This window comes from Streptomyces sp. NPDC059695 (assembly GCF_042733785.1).
Taxonomy (GTDB): Bacteria; Actinomycetota; Actinomycetes; order Streptomycetales; family Streptomycetaceae; genus Streptomyces.
Genome location: NZ_JBHWFF010000009.1, coordinates 85,343 through 100,575, shown reverse-complemented (window position 1 = coordinate 100,575; position 15,233 = coordinate 85,343). Strand labels below are relative to the sequence as shown.

The 15,233-nt window shown below is 72.5% G+C and carries 17 protein-coding genes; 12 read left to right on the top strand and 5 right to left on the bottom strand.

Annotated features, from left to right (window positions below):
* Positions 1 to 25: 25 nt before the first annotated feature.
* Positions 26 to 523 (bottom strand): DUF3515 domain-containing protein, encoded by a 498-nt coding sequence (locus ACFV2S_RS13775; RefSeq protein WP_385557483.1) that lies wholly within the window; start codon positions 521 to 523, stop codon positions 26 to 28.
* Positions 524 to 543: 20 nt separating this feature from the next.
* On the bottom strand, positions 544 to 777 hold the full coding sequence (locus ACFV2S_RS13770) for an Lrp/AsnC family transcriptional regulator (RefSeq protein WP_017947604.1): 234 nt from the start codon (positions 775 to 777) through the stop codon (positions 544 to 546).
* 233 nt (positions 778 to 1,010) lie between these two features.
* Here ACFV2S_RS13770 and ACFV2S_RS13765 point away from each other — a divergent pair, with 233 nt between their 5' ends.
* Entirely contained in the window at positions 1,011 to 1,973 is a 963-nt protein-coding gene (locus tag ACFV2S_RS13765) for a thiamine-phosphate kinase (protein WP_116158650.1), read from the top strand.
* The gene (gene thiD, locus ACFV2S_RS13760) at positions 1,970 to 2,764 is read left to right on the top strand and encodes a bifunctional hydroxymethylpyrimidine kinase/phosphomethylpyrimidine kinase (protein WP_383797274.1); all 795 of its coding nucleotides are present in this window, start codon (positions 1,970 to 1,972) and stop codon (positions 2,762 to 2,764) included. Before ACFV2S_RS13765 ends, thiD begins: the two co-directional genes overlap by 4 nt.
* Positions 2,765 to 2,887: 123 nt before the next feature.
* On the opposite strand, the gene rpmB is transcribed toward thiD, so the two are convergent.
* Entirely contained in the window at positions 2,888 to 3,073 is a 186-nt protein-coding gene (gene rpmB / locus ACFV2S_RS13755) for a 50S ribosomal protein L28 (RefSeq protein ID WP_003957616.1), read from the bottom strand.
* 237 nt (positions 3,074 to 3,310) lie between these two features.
* Here rpmB and ACFV2S_RS13750 point away from each other — a divergent pair, with 237 nt between their 5' ends.
* The 9 genes from ACFV2S_RS13750 to mutM all read left to right on the top strand — a co-directional run bounded on the left by ACFV2S_RS13750 (position 3,311) and on the right by mutM (position 12,395).
* On the top strand, positions 3,311 to 4,966 hold the full coding sequence (locus ACFV2S_RS13750; protein WP_385557478.1) for a DAK2 domain-containing protein: 1,656 nt from the start codon (positions 3,311 to 3,313) through the stop codon (positions 4,964 to 4,966).
* Between the two features lie 59 nt (positions 4,967 to 5,025).
* Positions 5,026 to 7,227, top strand: a complete 2,202-nt coding sequence (recG, locus tag ACFV2S_RS13745; RefSeq protein WP_385557475.1) for an ATP-dependent DNA helicase RecG — start codon at positions 5,026 to 5,028, stop codon at positions 7,225 to 7,227.
* Between the two features lie 102 nt (positions 7,228 to 7,329).
* Positions 7,330 to 7,911 carry a 16S rRNA (guanine(966)-N(2))-methyltransferase RsmD gene (gene rsmD, locus ACFV2S_RS13740; protein ID WP_385557472.1) on the top strand — a complete coding sequence of 194 codons (582 nt, stop codon included), beginning with the start codon at positions 7,330 to 7,332 and terminating at the stop codon, positions 7,909 to 7,911.
* A 26-nt stretch (positions 7,912 to 7,937) separates the two neighbouring features.
* A complete protein-coding gene (coaD, locus tag ACFV2S_RS13735) occupies positions 7,938 to 8,417 on the top strand; it encodes a pantetheine-phosphate adenylyltransferase (RefSeq protein WP_189806272.1) in 480 nt (159 codons plus the stop codon).
* A 110-nt stretch (positions 8,418 to 8,527) separates the two neighbouring features.
* A complete protein-coding gene (locus tag ACFV2S_RS13730) occupies positions 8,528 to 9,565 on the top strand; it encodes a cell division initiation protein (RefSeq protein ID WP_385557469.1) in 1,038 nt (345 codons plus the stop codon).
* A gap of 138 nt (positions 9,566 to 9,703) precedes the next feature.
* On the top strand, positions 9,704 to 10,357 hold the full coding sequence (locus tag ACFV2S_RS13725) for a DUF177 domain-containing protein (RefSeq protein WP_266973814.1): 654 nt from the start codon (positions 9,704 to 9,706) through the stop codon (positions 10,355 to 10,357).
* 2 nt (positions 10,358 to 10,359) lie between these two features.
* Positions 10,360 to 10,533, top strand: a complete 174-nt coding sequence (gene rpmF / locus ACFV2S_RS13720) for a 50S ribosomal protein L32 (protein WP_015036448.1) — start codon at positions 10,360 to 10,362, stop codon at positions 10,531 to 10,533.
* Between the two features lie 19 nt (positions 10,534 to 10,552).
* Positions 10,553 to 11,338: a ribonuclease III gene (gene rnc, locus ACFV2S_RS13715; protein WP_383786478.1), complete on the top strand. Its 786-nt coding sequence runs from the start codon at positions 10,553 to 10,555 to the stop codon at positions 11,336 to 11,338.
* 187 nt (positions 11,339 to 11,525) lie between these two features.
* Positions 11,526 to 12,395 (top strand): bifunctional DNA-formamidopyrimidine glycosylase/DNA-(apurinic or apyrimidinic site) lyase, encoded by an 870-nt coding sequence (gene mutM / locus ACFV2S_RS13710; RefSeq protein WP_385557464.1) that lies wholly within the window; start codon positions 11,526 to 11,528, stop codon positions 12,393 to 12,395.
* A gap of 11 nt (positions 12,396 to 12,406) precedes the next feature.
* Here mutM and ACFV2S_RS13705 read toward each other — a convergent pair whose 3' ends face one another.
* Positions 12,407 to 12,793, bottom strand: coding sequence for a winged helix-turn-helix transcriptional regulator (locus ACFV2S_RS13705; RefSeq protein ID WP_383786473.1), 387 nt, complete (start codon positions 12,791 to 12,793; stop codon positions 12,407 to 12,409).
* A gap of 122 nt (positions 12,794 to 12,915) precedes the next feature.
* On the opposite strand from ACFV2S_RS13705, the gene ACFV2S_RS13700 reads away from it, so the two are divergent.
* On the top strand, positions 12,916 to 13,500 hold the full coding sequence (locus ACFV2S_RS13700) for a flavodoxin family protein (protein ID WP_382865981.1): 585 nt from the start codon (positions 12,916 to 12,918) through the stop codon (positions 13,498 to 13,500).
* 73 nt (positions 13,501 to 13,573) lie between these two features.
* On the opposite strand, the gene ACFV2S_RS13695 is transcribed toward ACFV2S_RS13700, so the two are convergent.
* On the bottom strand, positions 13,574 to 15,070 hold the full coding sequence (locus tag ACFV2S_RS13695; protein ID WP_385557460.1) for an MFS transporter: 1,497 nt from the start codon (positions 15,068 to 15,070) through the stop codon (positions 13,574 to 13,576).
* Between the last annotated feature and the right edge of the window lie 163 nt (positions 15,071 to 15,233).

Here is a 15,233-nt window from a genome sequence, read left to right as displayed (position 1 = left end):
GGTGGCCCGGGGCGCCGGGGTGCCGTCAGGCGCACTCCGGCTCCAGGGCGCACGGAACGGCCCGCTCCACGGGGATCGCGAGATCCGTGAGCGGGCCTGCGTCGTGCTCGTACCGCGCGTCCAGCGTCACCTCGACGTACGTCTTCCGGTACACCGAGGTGAAACGCGGCCCGTCACCCGCGCGCTCCTCCAGCATCCAGCGGACGCCGTTCGCGGAGACGCCCTGCGCCTTCGGGTCGCTCATCTTTTCGGGCCGGGGGACCCCGCAGCGCAGTACGATCGCACCGTCACCCCAACCGGCGGTCAGATCGGAGCCGGGCTCCGGGTCACTCCGCCCGAGCCCCGCCACGGTGTCGGGAAGCTCCTTCGCCAGGGCCTGGCAGTAGGACGCCTCCTCCGCCGGCGGGCTCGGGACCACGACGGACGCCGAGGCGTCCGGCGAGGAACAGCCGGCGGCGGCCGACAGCAGGACGGCGGCCGCGACGGCGGCGGGCAGGCCGAAGGGCCGGTGGGAAGACTTCACCGGCCAAGCGTAGACGGGGGCTACAGATGAACGACCGGGCAGGTGAGGGTGCGCGTGATGCCGTCCACTTGCTGGACCTTGGCGACCACCATGCGGCCCAGCTCGTCGACGGTGTCCGCCTGCGCGCGCACGATGACGTCGTACGGACCGGTCACGTCTTCGGCCTGGATGACCCCCGGGATCTTGGAGATGGTGTCGGCGACGGTCGACGCCTTGCCCACCTCGGTCTGGATGAGGATGTACGCCTGAACCACGGAACCTCCAGGGCGACCACGAGGATCTTGTGGGAGAAAGGGACGCCACGGTACCGCGTCGCCGCGGGCCACGGGGAGACCCGCGCGTCCGGAGGCGCTCGGGGTGTGGCGTACGCAGGACAGAAGTTGACGGTCTACTTGACGGTACCCAGCACGGTGACGGCCCGCGACCCGCGGCGCGAGACGACGCGCCCCCGCCCGCCGGCCGGCACGAAGACACGAGGTGAGACGCGGTGAAGGGCACAGTCGGAGAGCTGGGCGAGTTCGGGCTCATCAGAGAGCTCACGTCCCGGCTCACCTCCACCCCGGCGGTACGGATCGGGCCCGGCGACGACGCCGCGGTCGTCTCCGCACCCGACCGGCGCGTGGTGGCCAGCACGGACATCCTCCTCGAAGGACGTCACTTCCGCCGCGACTGGTCGACGGCGTACGACGTCGGCCGCAAGGCCGCCGCGCAGAACCTCGCCGACATCGCGGCCATGGGCGCGGTCCCCACCGCGCTCCTCCTCGGCCTCGTCGTCCCCGCCGAACTGCCGGTCACCTGGCCCACCGAACTCATGGACGGCCTGCGCGACGAATGTCAGGTCGCGGGCGCCGCCGTCGTCGGCGGCGACGTGGTGCGCGGCGACACGATCATGGTCTCCATCACCGCCCTCGGCGACCTCCGCAACCACGACCCGGTCACCCGCGGCGGCGCCCAGCCCGGCGACGTCGTCGCCTACACCGGCTGGCTCGGCTGGTCCGCCGCCGGATACGCGGTCCTCTCCCGCGGCTTCCGCTCCCCGCGCGCCTTCGTCGAGGCCCACCGCAGGCCCGAGCCGCCGTACCACGCCGGCCCGGCCGCCGCCGGTCTCGGCGCCACCGCCATGTGCGACGTCAGCGACGGCCTCATCGCCGACCTCGGGCACATCGCCGAGGCCAGCAAGGTCCGCATCGACCTGCGCTCGGGACTCATCGACATCCCCACCCAGATGAACGACATCGGCCAGGCCGTCGGCGTCGACCCCATGCAGTGGGTGCTCACCGGGGGAGAGGACCACGCCATCGTGGCCACCTTCCCGCCGGACGTGAAGCTCCCCGCCCGCTGGAAGGTCATCGGCGAGGTCCTCCACCCCTCGGCGCTGCCGCAGGTCACCGTGGACGGAGCGCCCTGGCACAGCGTCGGAGGCTGGGACCACTTCGGAGAGACGGAGTGAATCCGCCCCTGGTGCTGACCGTCGCCGGATCCGACTCGGGCGGCGGCGCAGGCATCCAGGCCGACCTGAAGACGATGCTCGCGCTCGGCGTCCACGGCATGAGCGTGCTCACCGCCGTCACCGCCCAGAACTCGAAGGGCGTCCAGGGCGTCTGGGAACTCCCGGTCGAGGCCGTGCGCGCCCAGTACCGGGCCGTCGTCGACGACATCGGCGTCCAGGCCGTGAAGACCGGCATGCTCGCCTCCGCGGCGCTCGTGGAGACCGTGGCGGAGCTGCTCGCCCCGGTGGAGGCTCCCGTCGTCGTCGACCCGGTCGGCGTCTCCAAGCACGGGGACCCGCTGCTCGCGGAGGCGGCGCTCGACTCGGTGCGCACGAAGCTGCTGCCGGTCGCGACCGTCGCCACGCCCAACCTGGACGAGGTGACGCAGCTCACGGGCCTGGTGGTCGAGGACGAGGCCGGAATGCGCCGCGCGGCCGAGGCGATCCTCGCGTACGGGCCGCGCTGGGCGCTGATCAAGGGCGGCCACCTTCCCGGGGGCGCCGCGCAGGTCGTGGACCTGCTCACCGACGGCACCGAGGAGCACTGGCTGCGCGCTCCGCGCCACGACAACCGTCACACCCACGGCACGGGCTGCACGCTCGCCTCGGCGGTCGCCTCGGGCCTCGCCAAGGGCCTGGCGGTGCCGGAGGCCGTACGGCAGGCCAAGGAGTACGTGACGGGGGCCATCGCCGCCGGGTTCTCCCTGGGATCGGGCATCGGCCCGGTGGACCACGGCTGGCGGACGCGCTGAGCGGTCCGGGGGCGGCTCAGCCGTGCCCGGACCTGTTTCCGGGCATGGCAAAAGGCCGGTTCACCGAGGTGAACCGGCCTCTCAAGGCAACCGCAGGGGCTGCGCTACGACAGAACGTCGCAATTAGCGCGAGACCTTGCCGGCCTTGATGCACGAGGTGCAGACGTTGAGCCGCTTCGGCGTCCGACCGACCACGGCACGCACGCGCTGGATGTTCGGGTTCCAGCGACGGGACGTACGGCGGTGCGAGTGCGAAATGTTGTTGCCGAAGCCCGGCCCCTTGCCGCAGACGTCGCAGTTGGCAGCCACGGGTCACTCCAAAGACTTCAGAATTACAGTGAAATCCGGCGCACCGGAATCAGGAGTCTGAAGTGGCTTGCCGGGGGATGGCCCGGCTTGAACCGGGCAACCGAAGCAGCATACAACGCCTGCTTCCGTGGAACGAAACTACCATGGTCTGCGCGGACCTCGCCCCGGGCCCCGGTCACGAGCGGGAGACCCCCGGTCTACCCTGCGGTGAGCTCACCGCCGAAGGAGGACCCCCCGTTGTCGCGAGCCCTTCACTCCGACGAGGAGCTCGTCGAGCTCGACGCCGAAGCGGTCCGGACCTGGTGCGCAAGGGCCCTCGACGCCCTCGGGCGGGAGCGCGAGGAGATCGACGCGATCAACGTCTACCCGGTCGCGGACGGGGACACCGGCACCAACCTGTACCTGACGGCCGAGGCCGCCCACCAGGCCGTCGAAGCCGTCTTCGCCGCCTCCTCGCCCGACACCGCCGAGACCGTACGGGCCATGGCCCACGGCGCCCTGCTCGGCGCCCGTGGCAACTCCGGCACGATCCTCGCCCAGCTCCTGCGCGGCATGGCCGCCGTCCTCGCCGAAGGGCGTGACGGGGATCACCTCGCCCGCGCCCTCGCCGAGGCCGCCACCGCCGCCCGCCGGGCCGTCGCCCATCCCGTGGAGGGCACCGTCCTCACCGTGGCCTCCGCCGCCGCGGACGGCTGCGCGGGCGGCGGCACGCTCGCGGAGGTGGCCGCACGGGCCCACGAAGCGGCCGGGAACGCCCTGGCGGCGACCCCCGGCCAGCTGGACGTGCTCGGCCGCGCCGGAGTCGTGGACGCCGGGGGACGCGGCCTGGTGGCCGTCCTCGGAGCCCTCCTGGAGACCGTCGGCGGCCGCGCGCCGGAGCGCGCGGAGCCCCCGCGGGGCGGCGTACGGCTCCTCGGGGACGCACGGGCCGTGCCGGCCGCTCCCGACGGGCCCTGCGAGGGCGAGGCGGGGCCCGCCTACGAGGTGATCTACCTCCTGGAGGCCGAGGACGCCGCCGTGGAGCTGCTGCGGGCCCGGCTCGACGCGCTCGGCGACTCCCTCGTCGTCGTCGGCGGCGACGGCCTGTGGAACGTCCACGTCCACGTCGACGACGCGGGCGCCGCCGTCGAGGCGGGCGTCGAGGCCGGCCGGCCCCACCGCATCCGCGTCACGCACTTCGCGTCCGACGCCGCGGCCGGAGCGCGGGCCGCCGCCGGACGCGGGGAACGCGCCCCGCGCGCGGTCGTCGCCGTCGTCCCCGGCGAGGGCCTCGCCGGACTCTGCGCCGAGGCCGGCGCGACCACCGTCCGCAGCAGGCCCGGCGAACCGCCCGCCGCCGACGAGCTCGTCGAGGCGATCCGCCGGGCGCACGCGCGCGAGGTCGTCCTGCTGCCCAACGACACCGACCTGCGCCGGACCGCGGCCGCAGCCGCGGAACGGGCGAGGGCCGAGGGCATCCGCGTCGCGCTCATCCCGACCCGGGCCGCCGTCCAGGGCATCGCCGCCCTCGCCGTCCACGAACCCGACCGCCGCTTCGACGAGGACGTCGTCGCCATGACGGCCGCGGCCGGCGCCACCCGCTACGCCGAACTCGCCGTCGCCGAACGCCAGTCCTTCACCTCGGCGGGCGTCTGCCAGGCCGGCGACGTCCTCGGACTCATCGAGGGCGACGTCGCCGTCATCGGCAGGGACCTCACCGAGACCGCACGCACCGTCCTGGACCGCATGCTCTCGGCGGGCGGCGAACTCGTCACCCTCGTCGTCGCCGACGGCACCCCGCCCGGCCTCGCCCCCGACCTGGAACGCCACGTCCGGCGCGGCTACCTGGCCGTCGACACCACCACGTACCACGCGGGCGCGGGGGCACCGCCGCTGCTCATCGGGGTGGAATAGGCCCCGATCCCGGCGGTTGTCCACAGCCTTCGGCACGGCTGTCGGTCCCGTGGTCTTCAATGGGACGCGTGCCCGCGCTCGACGAACCACTCAAGAAGTCCCTCGGCCCCGCCACCGCCAAGGTCATGGCCGAGGCACTCGACCTGCACACGGTCGGGGACCTGCTCCACCACTACCCCCGCCGGTACGCCGAGCGCGGGGAGCTGACCACGCTCTCCGACCTGCCGCTCGACGAGCACGTGACGGTGGTCGCGCAGGTCGCCGACGCCCGTGTGCACACCTTCAACGGCTCCAAGGGTCGCGGCCAGCGCCTGGAGGTGACCATCACCGACGGCAGCGGCCGCGTCCAGCTGGTCTTCTTCGGCAAGGGCGTGCACAAGCCGCACAAGGACCTGCTGCCCGGCACCCGCGCGATGTTCGCCGGGAAGGTCTCGCTCTTCAACCGGCGCCTCCAGCTCGCCCACCCCTCGTACGAACTCCTCCGCGGCGACAGCGGCGAGTCCGCCGACAGCGTGGTCTCCTGGGCGGGCGCCCTCATCCCGATCTACCCGGCCACCACCAAGCTGGAGTCCTGGAAGATCGCCAAGGCCGTCGACGCCGTCCTGCCGAGCGCCGTGGACGCCGTCGACCCGCTGCCGCCCGCCCTGCGCGAGGGCCGCGGCCTCGCCGAGCTGCCCGAGGCCCTGCGGATGATCCACCGCCCCCGCACCAAGGCGGACATCGCCGACGCGCGCGAGCGGCTCAAGTGGGACGAGGCCTTCGTGCTCCAGGTCGCCCTGGCCCGTCGCCGGCACGCCGACACCCAACTGCCCGCCGTCGCCCGGCGCCCCGCCCCCGACGGCATCCTCGACGCCTTCGACGCCAAGCTGCCCTTCACCCTCACCGACGGCCAGACGAAGGTCTCGAAGGAGATCTTCGACGACCTTGCCACCGAACACCCCATGCACCGCCTCCTCCAGGGCGAGGTCGGCAGCGGGAAGACGATGGTCGCGCTGCGCGCCATGCTCGCCGTCGTCGACACCGGCGGTCAGGCCGCGATGCTCGCCCCCACCGAGGTGCTCGCCCAGCAGCACCACCGCTCCGTCACCGAGATGATGGGCGAGCTCGCCGAGGGAGGGATGCTCGGCGGCGCCGAGCGCGCCACCAAGGTCGTCCTGCTCACCGGGTCCATGGGCGCCGCCGCCCGCCGCCAGGCGCTGCTCGACCTCGTCACCGGTGAGGCCGGCCTCGTCATCGGCACGCACGCGCTGATCGAGGACAAGGTCCAGTTCCACGACCTCGGGCTCGTCGTCGTCGACGAGCAGCACCGCTTCGGCGTCGAGCAGCGCGACGCCCTCAGGGGCAAGGGGAAGCAGCCCCCGCACCTCCTGGTGATGACCGCCACCCCCATCCCGCGCACGGTCGCCATGACCGTCTTCGGCGACCTGGAGACCTCCGTCCTCGACCAGCTGCCCGCCGGGCGCTCGCCGATCGTGAGCCACGTCGTGCCCGCCGCCGACAAGCCGCACTTCCTCGCCCGCGCCTGGGAGCGGGTCCGCGAGGAGGTGGCGAACGGGCACCAGGCGTACGTCGTCTGCCCCCGCATCGGGGACGAGGAGGACCAGAAGAAGAAGTCCAAGGCGTCACCGGAGGACGAGGCCGAGAAGCGCCCGCCGCTCGCCGTCCTCGACGTCGCCGAGAAGCTCCGCGCCGGCCCCCTCGCGGGCCTGCGCATCGCCGTCCTGCACGGCCGCATGCACCCGGACGACAAGGACGACGTGATGCGCCGCTTCGCCGCCGGCGAGCTCGACGTCCTCGTCGCCACCACCGTCATCGAGGTCGGCGTCAACGTGCCCAACGCCACCGCGATGGTGATCATGGACGCCGACCGTTTCGGCGTCTCCCAGCTCCACCAGCTCCGCGGCCGCGTCGGCCGGGGCTCCGCCCCCGGCCTCTGCCTCCTGGTCAGCGAGATGCCCGAGGCGAGCCCCGCCCGCCAGCGGCTGAACGCCGTCGCCACCACCCTCGACGGCTTCGAGCTCTCCCGCATCGACCTCGAACAGCGGCGCGAGGGCGACGTCCTCGGCCAGGCCCAGTCCGGCGTCCGCTCCTCCCTGCGGGTCCTCACCGTCATCGACGACGAGGAGGTCATCGCCGCCGCCAGGGAGGAGGCCACCGCCCTCGTCCTCGCCGACCCCGACCTCACCGGCCACCCGGGCCTGCGCACCGCGCTGGACGCCCTCCTGAGCGAGGAGCGGGAGGAGTACCTGGAGAAGGGCTGACGAGAGCCGGGAAGGGTCCGGGACGGGCCGGGCGGCCGGTCCGCGGCCATATCCTGGGACCTACGCACTGGACGACGCAGGACGAGTACGACGAGGAAGCAGATGACCCGCGTGATCGCCGGTACCGCCGGCGGACGGCGCCTTGCCGTGCCCCCCGGCAACGGCACCCGCCCCACCTCCGACCGGGCGAGGGAAGGCCTCTTCTCCACCTGGGAGGCGTTCCACGGCCTCGCCGGCGCCCGGGTCGCCGATCTCTACGCGGGCTCCGGCGCGGTCGGCCTGGAGGCGCTGTCCCGCGGAGCCGTCCACGCCCTCCTCGTCGAGGCCGAGCCCCGCGCCGCGAAGACGATCCGGGACAACGTCCGGTCGATCGGTCTGCCGGGCGCCGAACTCCGCACCGGCAGGGCCGAGCAGATCGTCACGGGACCGGCCCCGGCCGACCCGTACGACCTCGTCTTCCTGGACCCGCCCTACGCCGTCGGGGACGACGACCTCCGCGAGATTCTCCTCACACTGCGCTCGGGGGGCTGGCTGAGCGACGATGCCCTCGTCACCGTGGAGCGCAGCACCCGAGGCGGGGAGTTCGGCTGGCCGGCCGGATTCGAGGCCCTGCGGTCCCGTCGCTACGGCGAGGGAACGTTTTGGTACGGTCGCGCCGCCTCTACGTGCGAAGACGCACGATGACCGGACCGGAGAGCGAGGGACCCAAGTTGCGCCGCGCCGTCTGTCCGGGGTCATTCGACCCCATCACCAACGGACACCTCGACATCATCGCCCGCGCGTCCAAGCTGTACGACGTCGTGCACGTCGCGGTGATGATCAACCAGTCGAAGAAGGGCCTCTTCACGGTCGACGAGCGGATCGAGCTGATCCGCGAGGTCACCGCCGACTTCGGCAACGTCGAGGTGGAGTCCTTCCACGGCCTCCTCGTCGACTTCTGCAAGCAGCGCGACATCCCCGCGATCGTCAAGGGTCTGCGCGCCGTCAGCGACTTCGACTACGAGCTGCAGATGGCCCAGATGAACAACGGCCTCTCGGGCGTGGAGACCCTGTTCGTCCCCACCAACCCGACCTACAGCTTCCTCTCCTCCTCCCTGGTCAAGGAGGTGGCGGCCTGGGGCGGCGACGTCTCGCACCTCGTGCCGCCGCTGGTCCTCGGCCGGCTCACCGAGCGGCTCGCGCAGAAGTGACGCGCGGCCACCGCCGCTGACGCTCCGTCACCTGGTGTCGGACGGGCGCCGACTGCCCTTACAGTCGTCCCGTCCGTCTCCATCCAGCTGTAGAGAGTGGCGAGCACCAGGTGGACGTGCAGAAGAAGCTCGACGAGATCGTCGCGACCGTGCAGGGCGCCCGCTCCATGCCCATGTCGGCATCCTGCGTGGTCAACCGCGCCGAGCTGCTCGCCTTGCTGGAGGAGGTGCGGGGGGCCCTGCCCGGCTCCCTGGCCCAGGCACAGGAGCTGATCGGCGGCCGCGAGCAGATGGTCGAGCAGGCCCGCCAGGAGGCCGAGCGGATCATCGAGGCCGCCCACGCCGAGCGGGGCTCGATCGTCTCCGACACCCAGGTCGCCCGCGAGTCGCAGGAGGAGGCCGACCGGATCCTCTCCGAGGCCCGCCGCGAGGCCGAGGAGGTCAAGGCCGAGGCCGACGACTACGTCGACTCCAAGCTCGCCAACTTCGAGGTCGTCCTCAACAAGACCATCGGCTCCGTCGACCGCGGGCGCGAGAAGCTCCTCGGCCGCGGCCCGGGCCTCGACCAGGACGGCTACGCCGACGCGGACGCCCCCGAGTACAGCGCCGACCCCGGGACCCTGATCCAGCGGGCCGACGCGTACGTGGACGCCAAGCTCGGCGCCTTCGAGGCCGTCCTCAGCAAGACCCTGGAGGCCGTCGGGCGGGGCCGGCAGAAGCTGCACGGCCGGATCGCCTCCGACGCCCTCGGCGAGCACATGGCCGCGCAGGACGGCCTGAGCGGCACGGTGCACACCAGCGACGCCGACTACCTGGCAGGGCTCGCGGAGCTCTCCGACCCCGCGCCGGCGCAGCCGCAGGCCCCGCAGATCCCGGCGCAGCAGCCCGATCCGTACGGCTATCCCCAGCAGCCCCAGCAGGACCCCGCCTATGCGTACCAGCAGCAGGACGCCTACGGTTACCAGCAGCAGGACCCCTACGCGTACCAGGGGCAGTACGGCTACGAGCAGCAGCAGTACGACCCCCAGGGCCAGGTCCACGCGCAGCCCCACCAGCCGCAGCAGGCCGCCGCGCTCGACGAGACCAGCTTCTTCGACACGAGCATGATCGACCTGGAGCAGTTGCGCCGGTACGAACAGGGGCAGTAAGGGGCACGGGGCCCGGATTGGGCCCTGAGCGAAGCGTCCAGTATCCTGGCTCTTCGGTCGCGCTACGTCCGCGATCCTTGCTGCCCACGGCTGGCAGCCTCCTCCACGCAGCAGAACGATCCGAAAGCAGGAAGAGCCCTGAGCACGCGCCTCGACCACCGCAACCCCCTCGTGTTCGACACGCACGAGCTGGGGCGGCGTCCTGGCGCCCTCCAGAGGATCTCCCGTTCGATCGAGGCCCCCAGGGACCTGGGCGTCGAAGGAGTGATCGGAGTGCCCGAGGGCGCTCCGGTGGAAATCGATCTCCGTCTTGAGTCGGTCATGGAAGGGGTGCTTGTCACAGGCACCGCCCGTGCATCGGCCGAGGGGGAGTGCGTAAGGTGTCTGGAGCCCGTCGAGCTGGAGCTCGACGTGGACTTCCAGGAGATGTTCTCGTACCCCGACTCCGACGACCGGGGCCGCTCCAAGGCGGCCGCGGACGACGAAGCCGAGGCAGACGAGGACATGATCCCCCTCGAGGACGGCATGTTCGACCTCGAACCCGTGCTGCGTGATGCGGTGGTGCTCGCACTGCCGATGCAGCCGGTGTGCCGGGAGGACTGTGCGGGTCTGTGTTCCGAGTGCGGAACCAACCTGAACGAGAACCCGGACCACCACCATGACGCCGTCGACATCCGTTGGGCGGCACTGCAGGGACTCGCCGGTTCGCTGGGAACCGATGAGAAGGACAACATGAGCGGCAAAGCCTCTGACGGGGACGTCCGAAGCGCCGCCGAGAAGCAGGAGAAGTAGCCGTGGCTGTTCCGAAGCGGAAGATGTCGCGCAGCAACACGCGCCACCGCCGGTCGCAGTGGAAGGCTGCGGTCCCCACCCTGGTTTCGTGTGAGCGTTGCCAGGAGCCGAAGCTGCAGCACATCGCGTGCCCGAGCTGCGGCACCTACAACAAGCGCCAGGTCCTCTCGGTCTGAGTGGCTGGTGAGAGGCACGATGTCTGAGAACATCAGCGCAGCCTCGTCCCACACGCTTCTGGAAGGGCGGCTCGGGTATCAGCTCGAGTCCGCCCTTCTGGTGCGTGCGCTGACCCACCGCTCGTACGCGTACGAGAACGGCGGTCTGCCCACCAACGAGCGTCTGGAGTTCCTCGGGGACTCCGTGCTCGGCCTGGTGGTCACGGACACGCTGTACCGCACCCACCCCGATCTGCCGGAAGGCCAGCTGGCCAAACTGCGGGCCGCGGTGGTCAACTCGCGTGCGCTGGCGGAGGTCGGCCGCGGCCTCGAACTCGGCTCCTTCATCCGGCTCGGCCGGGGCGAAGAGGGCACGGGCGGCCGGGACAAGGCGTCCATCCTCGCCGACACCCTTGAAGCGGTGATCGGCGCGGTCTATCTCGACCAGGGCCTCGACGTGGCGTCCGAGCTGGTGCACCGGCTCTTCGACCCGCTGATCGAGAAGTCCTCGAACCTCGGTGCCGGACTGGACTGGAAGACCAGCCTCCAGGAGCTCACCGCGGCCGAGGGCCTGGGCGTCCCGGAGTACCTCGTCTCCGAAGAGGGTCCGGACCACGAGAAGACCTTTACTGCTGCCGCCCGCGTCGGTGGTGTCTCGTACGGCACCGGCACCGGCCGCAGCAAGAAGGAAGCGGAACAGCAGGCGGCGGAATCCGCGTGGCGCGCGATCCGCGCGGCCGCGGACGAGCGCGCGGCGGCGGCGAAGGCCGCGGCCGACGCCGGTGAGCCGGCCCGGAAGGACGGGGCCGCTCCGGCCACCGCCTGACCGCGACCAGCATCCTCCCGCACTCCTTCAGCGGAGTCTTCCCGCCCGCCCCCGCCAGGGGCGGGCGGAGCCGTTTCCGGGGGAGACCGGCGGTCCGGCACCGGGCGGTAGGCTGGCCGGGCCTGCCCGGTGGTCCAGGAGCGGAACGCCCCGGGACCACCACCCCGTACCCCTCCGGAGGATTCCCGTGCCCGAGCTGCCCGAGGTCGAGGTCGTACGGCGCGGACTGGAGCGCTGGGTCGCCGGGCGGACCGTGACCGAGGTCGAGGTGCTCCACCCCAGGGCCGTACGGCGCCACCCGGCGGGCGGCGCGGACTTCGCCGCCCGGCTGACGGGGCAGCGCTTCGAGGTGGCGCGGCGGCGCGGCAAGTACCTGTGGCTGCCGCTGGCGGAGACCGGGACCTCCGTCCTGGGCCACCTCGGCATGAGCGGTCAGCTCCTCGTGCAGCCGGAGGGCGCCCCGGACGAGAAGCACCTGCGGATCCGCGTCCGCTTCGACGACTCCGCCGGGACCGAGCTCCGCTTCGTCGACCAGCGCACCTTCGGCGGCCTCTCGCTCCACGACCAGTCCCCGGACGGCGACGACGGACTCCCGGACGTCATCGCGCACATCGCGCGCGACCCGCTGGACCCGGCGTTCGACGACGCCGCCTTCCAGAGCGCGCTGCGACTGCGCCGTACGACGATCAAGCGGGCGCTCCTCGACCAGTCGCTGATCAGCGGCGTCGGGAACATCTACGCGGACGAGGCGCTCTGGCGCTCGAAGCTGCACTACGACCGGCCGACCGCCGGTCTGACCCGGCCGCGCTCGGCCGAGCTCCTCGCCCACGTCCGGGACGTGATGAACGCGGCGCTCGACGCCGGCGGGACCAGCTTCGACAGCCTGTACGTGAACGTCAACGGCGAGTCCGGCTACTTCGACCGCTCGCTCGACGCGTACGGACGCGAGGACGAGCCCTGCCGACGCTGCGGCACGCCGATGCGGCGACGGGCCTGGATGAACCGGTCCAGCTACTTCTGCCCGCGCTGCCAGCGCCCGCCGCGCACCACCGCCTGAGTCCTCGGGGCTCAGGCCGTGACCGGGGCCGCGCGCTCCGCGTCGTAGTTCTCGCGGGCCGCCTCCACCTGGGGCATCCGCCCCTCCACCAGTTCGATCAGGCCGATCAGCCGCTCCGCGATCTCGCGGCCGAGCGGGGTGAGCCGGTAGTCGACCCGTGGCGGGTTCGTGGGCTGGGCCTCGCGGTGGACCAGGCCGTCGCGCTCCAGGGCGTGCAGGGTCTGCGACAGCATCTTCTCGCTCACGCCGTCGACCCGGCGCCGCAGTTCGTTGAAGCGGAACGTCCCCTCGTGCAGGGCGCCCAGGGTGAGGCTGCCCCAGCGGCCCGTCACGTGCTCCAGCGTGCCGCGCGAGGGGCAGGCGCGCGCGAACACGTCGTAGGCGAGGTCGTCAGTCATGGGTCCACCGTACTCCCGCACAGCGCTTACCGCCATGAGTGCGCTATCCATCTGCTTGCGCTTTCCAAAAGTTAGTGCTCTACTTCTGGTCATACCCCTTACACCGCTTCGAGGAGTTCCCTGTGACCACGCCCGTCGTCTCCATCGCCTACCACTCCGGCTACGGCCACACCGCGGTCCTGGCCGAGGCCGTCCGTGACGGCGCCGCCGACGCGGGCGCCACCGTCCACCTGATCAAGGTCGACGGGATCACCGACGCCGAGTGGGAGCTGCTCGACGCCTCCGACGCGATCGTCTTCGGCTCGCCGACCTACATGGGCACCGCCTCCGGCGCCTTCCACCAGTTCGCCGAGGCCACCTCGAAGCGCTGGTTCACCGACGCCTGGCTGGACAAGCTCGCCGCGGGCTTCACCAACTCCGGCTCCAAGAGCGGCGACAAGCTGCACACCCTCCAGTTCTTCCAGACCCTCGCCGGCCAGCACGGCATGACCTGGGTCAACCTGGGCCTGAAGCCCGGCTGGAACAGCAGCGAGGCCTCCGAGAACGACCTCAACCGCCTCGGCTTCTTCTCCGGCGCCGGCGCCCAGACCCACACGGACCAGGGCCCCGAGGGCGTCCACAAGGCCGATGTCGCCACCGCCGAGCACCTCGGCCGCCGCGTCGCCGCCACGGCCCGCACCTTCGCCGCCGGCAAGGCCGCCGTCTGACACCCGCGCCTCCTGCGAAAGGCCCCGTCACCACAGAGGTGACGGGGCCTCGGGCGCTCGCGCGGGGCGGGCTTCAGTCCCCGACGTGGACGGTGTGCGCGTGCGCCGCCGCGGCCGCTCCGTAGGCGCCCGGCCCGGCCCGGCGCCGACGGGCCCGAACCGCCAGCACCGACAGCAGCATGCCCACCCCCGAGGCGATCGCCAGCAGCAGGCACGCGCCGGACAGGCCCGCCGCCAGAGCGTCCGCCGCTCCTTCCCCTTCCGCCCGCCGCGACTCTCCCACCGAGGCGTTGACCGTCGCCACGGCCGCCGTGAACGCCGCCGCGCCGATGTACCGCGCCATGTTCGAGATGCCCGACGCCGCTCCGACGTCGGCGGCGGACACCGAGGAGGTGGACGCCGAGCTCGCCGGACCGTTGACGAATCCGAGACCCGCGGCCAGGAGCACGAGCGGCAGGACGAACGCCGCGTACCGCCAGTCGCCCTGGACGAAGAACAGCAGCACGCAACCGCCCGTCGCCGCCGCGAAGCCGAGGGCGATGACCGGTCCGACGCCCAGCAGTTGGACCATCCGGGGGACGAGGGGCGTGACCGCGATCAGGCCCACCGTCGCGGGCAGCGTGGCCAGGCCCGCCTCGAACGGACTCAGCGCGAGCGTGGCGGGGTTCTGGAAGTAGAGACTGACCAGGTACATCAGGCCGTTGATGACGCCCGCGCTCAGCAGGATCCCGACCGTCGCCCCGATGAGTACGCGGTTCTTCAGGAGCCGCAGGTCGACCAGCGGTGCCCGCACCCGCCGCTCCACCGCGACGAACGCCACGCACGACACCGCCGCCACCGCGAAGCATCCCAGCACCGCGGCCGACGTCCAGCCCCAGTTCGCCCCCTCGCTGAGCGCGAGGAGCGCCGGGGCCAGGACGGCGGCGATCAGGAACGTCCCCGCGAAGTCGATGGAGCGACCGCGCTCCGGGTCGCGGGACTCGGCGACCCCCTTCAGCGTGACGGGGACGCAGGCGAGCGCCAGCGCCGCATCGATCCAGAACAGACCCTGCCACCCGGTGCCGTCCACCAGGACACCGCCGAGCAGCGGTCCGGCCGCGGCGCCCACCGCGGAGGCACCGCCCCACAGCGTCACCGCCCGGACCTGCCCCTGCCCGGACGTGGACACGGACAGCAGGCTCATTCCACAGGCCAGGATCGTCGCCCCGGCCGCCCCCTGGACCGCCCGGCCCGCGATCACCCCGGCTCCGCTGTCGGAGAGCGCGATGAGCACGCACGAGACGATGAAGAGGGCCAGGCCGCCCAGGAAGACGAGACGCCGGCCGAACACGTCGCCGAGGGCCCCCGACGTGACGATCACCGCCGCTCCCACCAGCGAGTAGCCGGTGACGGCCCACTGCAGGGTGTCCAGCGACGTGCCGGTGTCCTCGCTGATCGCGGGCAGCAGGATGCTCACCGCCGAGGTGTTGGCGTTGACGACCAGGGTCGAGACGCAGGTCGCGACGAGCACGGCCGCCGGAGCGGACGTGCCGGGGTCTTCGGGGGCCGCGTCATGTTCCTGGACATCCACAGGGGCAGGTTCACACGGGGTGCGGCGCCCCGCAGCTCGGCCATGGCGCGTAAACGCGAGGGGCGCGCCCGCCGCCGCTGGACGGCCCGGGGCGGCCCCACCCCCCGGGGGCCGGCCCCCCGGGGAGGCAGTTGAGGGAGAGGTGGGGGGGCCCCGCGCCGCC

Excerpts from the sequence above, each read along its gene's own strand:
- recG (WP_385557475.1), top strand. The coding sequence starts at position 5,026 with ATGGGACGCGTGCCCGCGCTCGACGAACCACTCAAGAAGTCCCTCGGC.
- rsmD (WP_385557472.1), top strand. The coding sequence starts at position 7,330 with ATGACCCGCGTGATCGCCGGTACCGCCGGCGGACGGCGCCTTGCCGTG.
- rnc (WP_383786478.1), top strand. The coding sequence starts at position 10,553 with ATGTCTGAGAACATCAGCGCAGCCTCGTCCCACACGCTTCTGGAAGGG.
- ACFV2S_RS13705 (WP_383786473.1), bottom strand. The coding sequence starts at position 12,793 with ATGACTGACGACCTCGCCTACGACGTGTTCGCGCGCGCCTGCCCCTCG.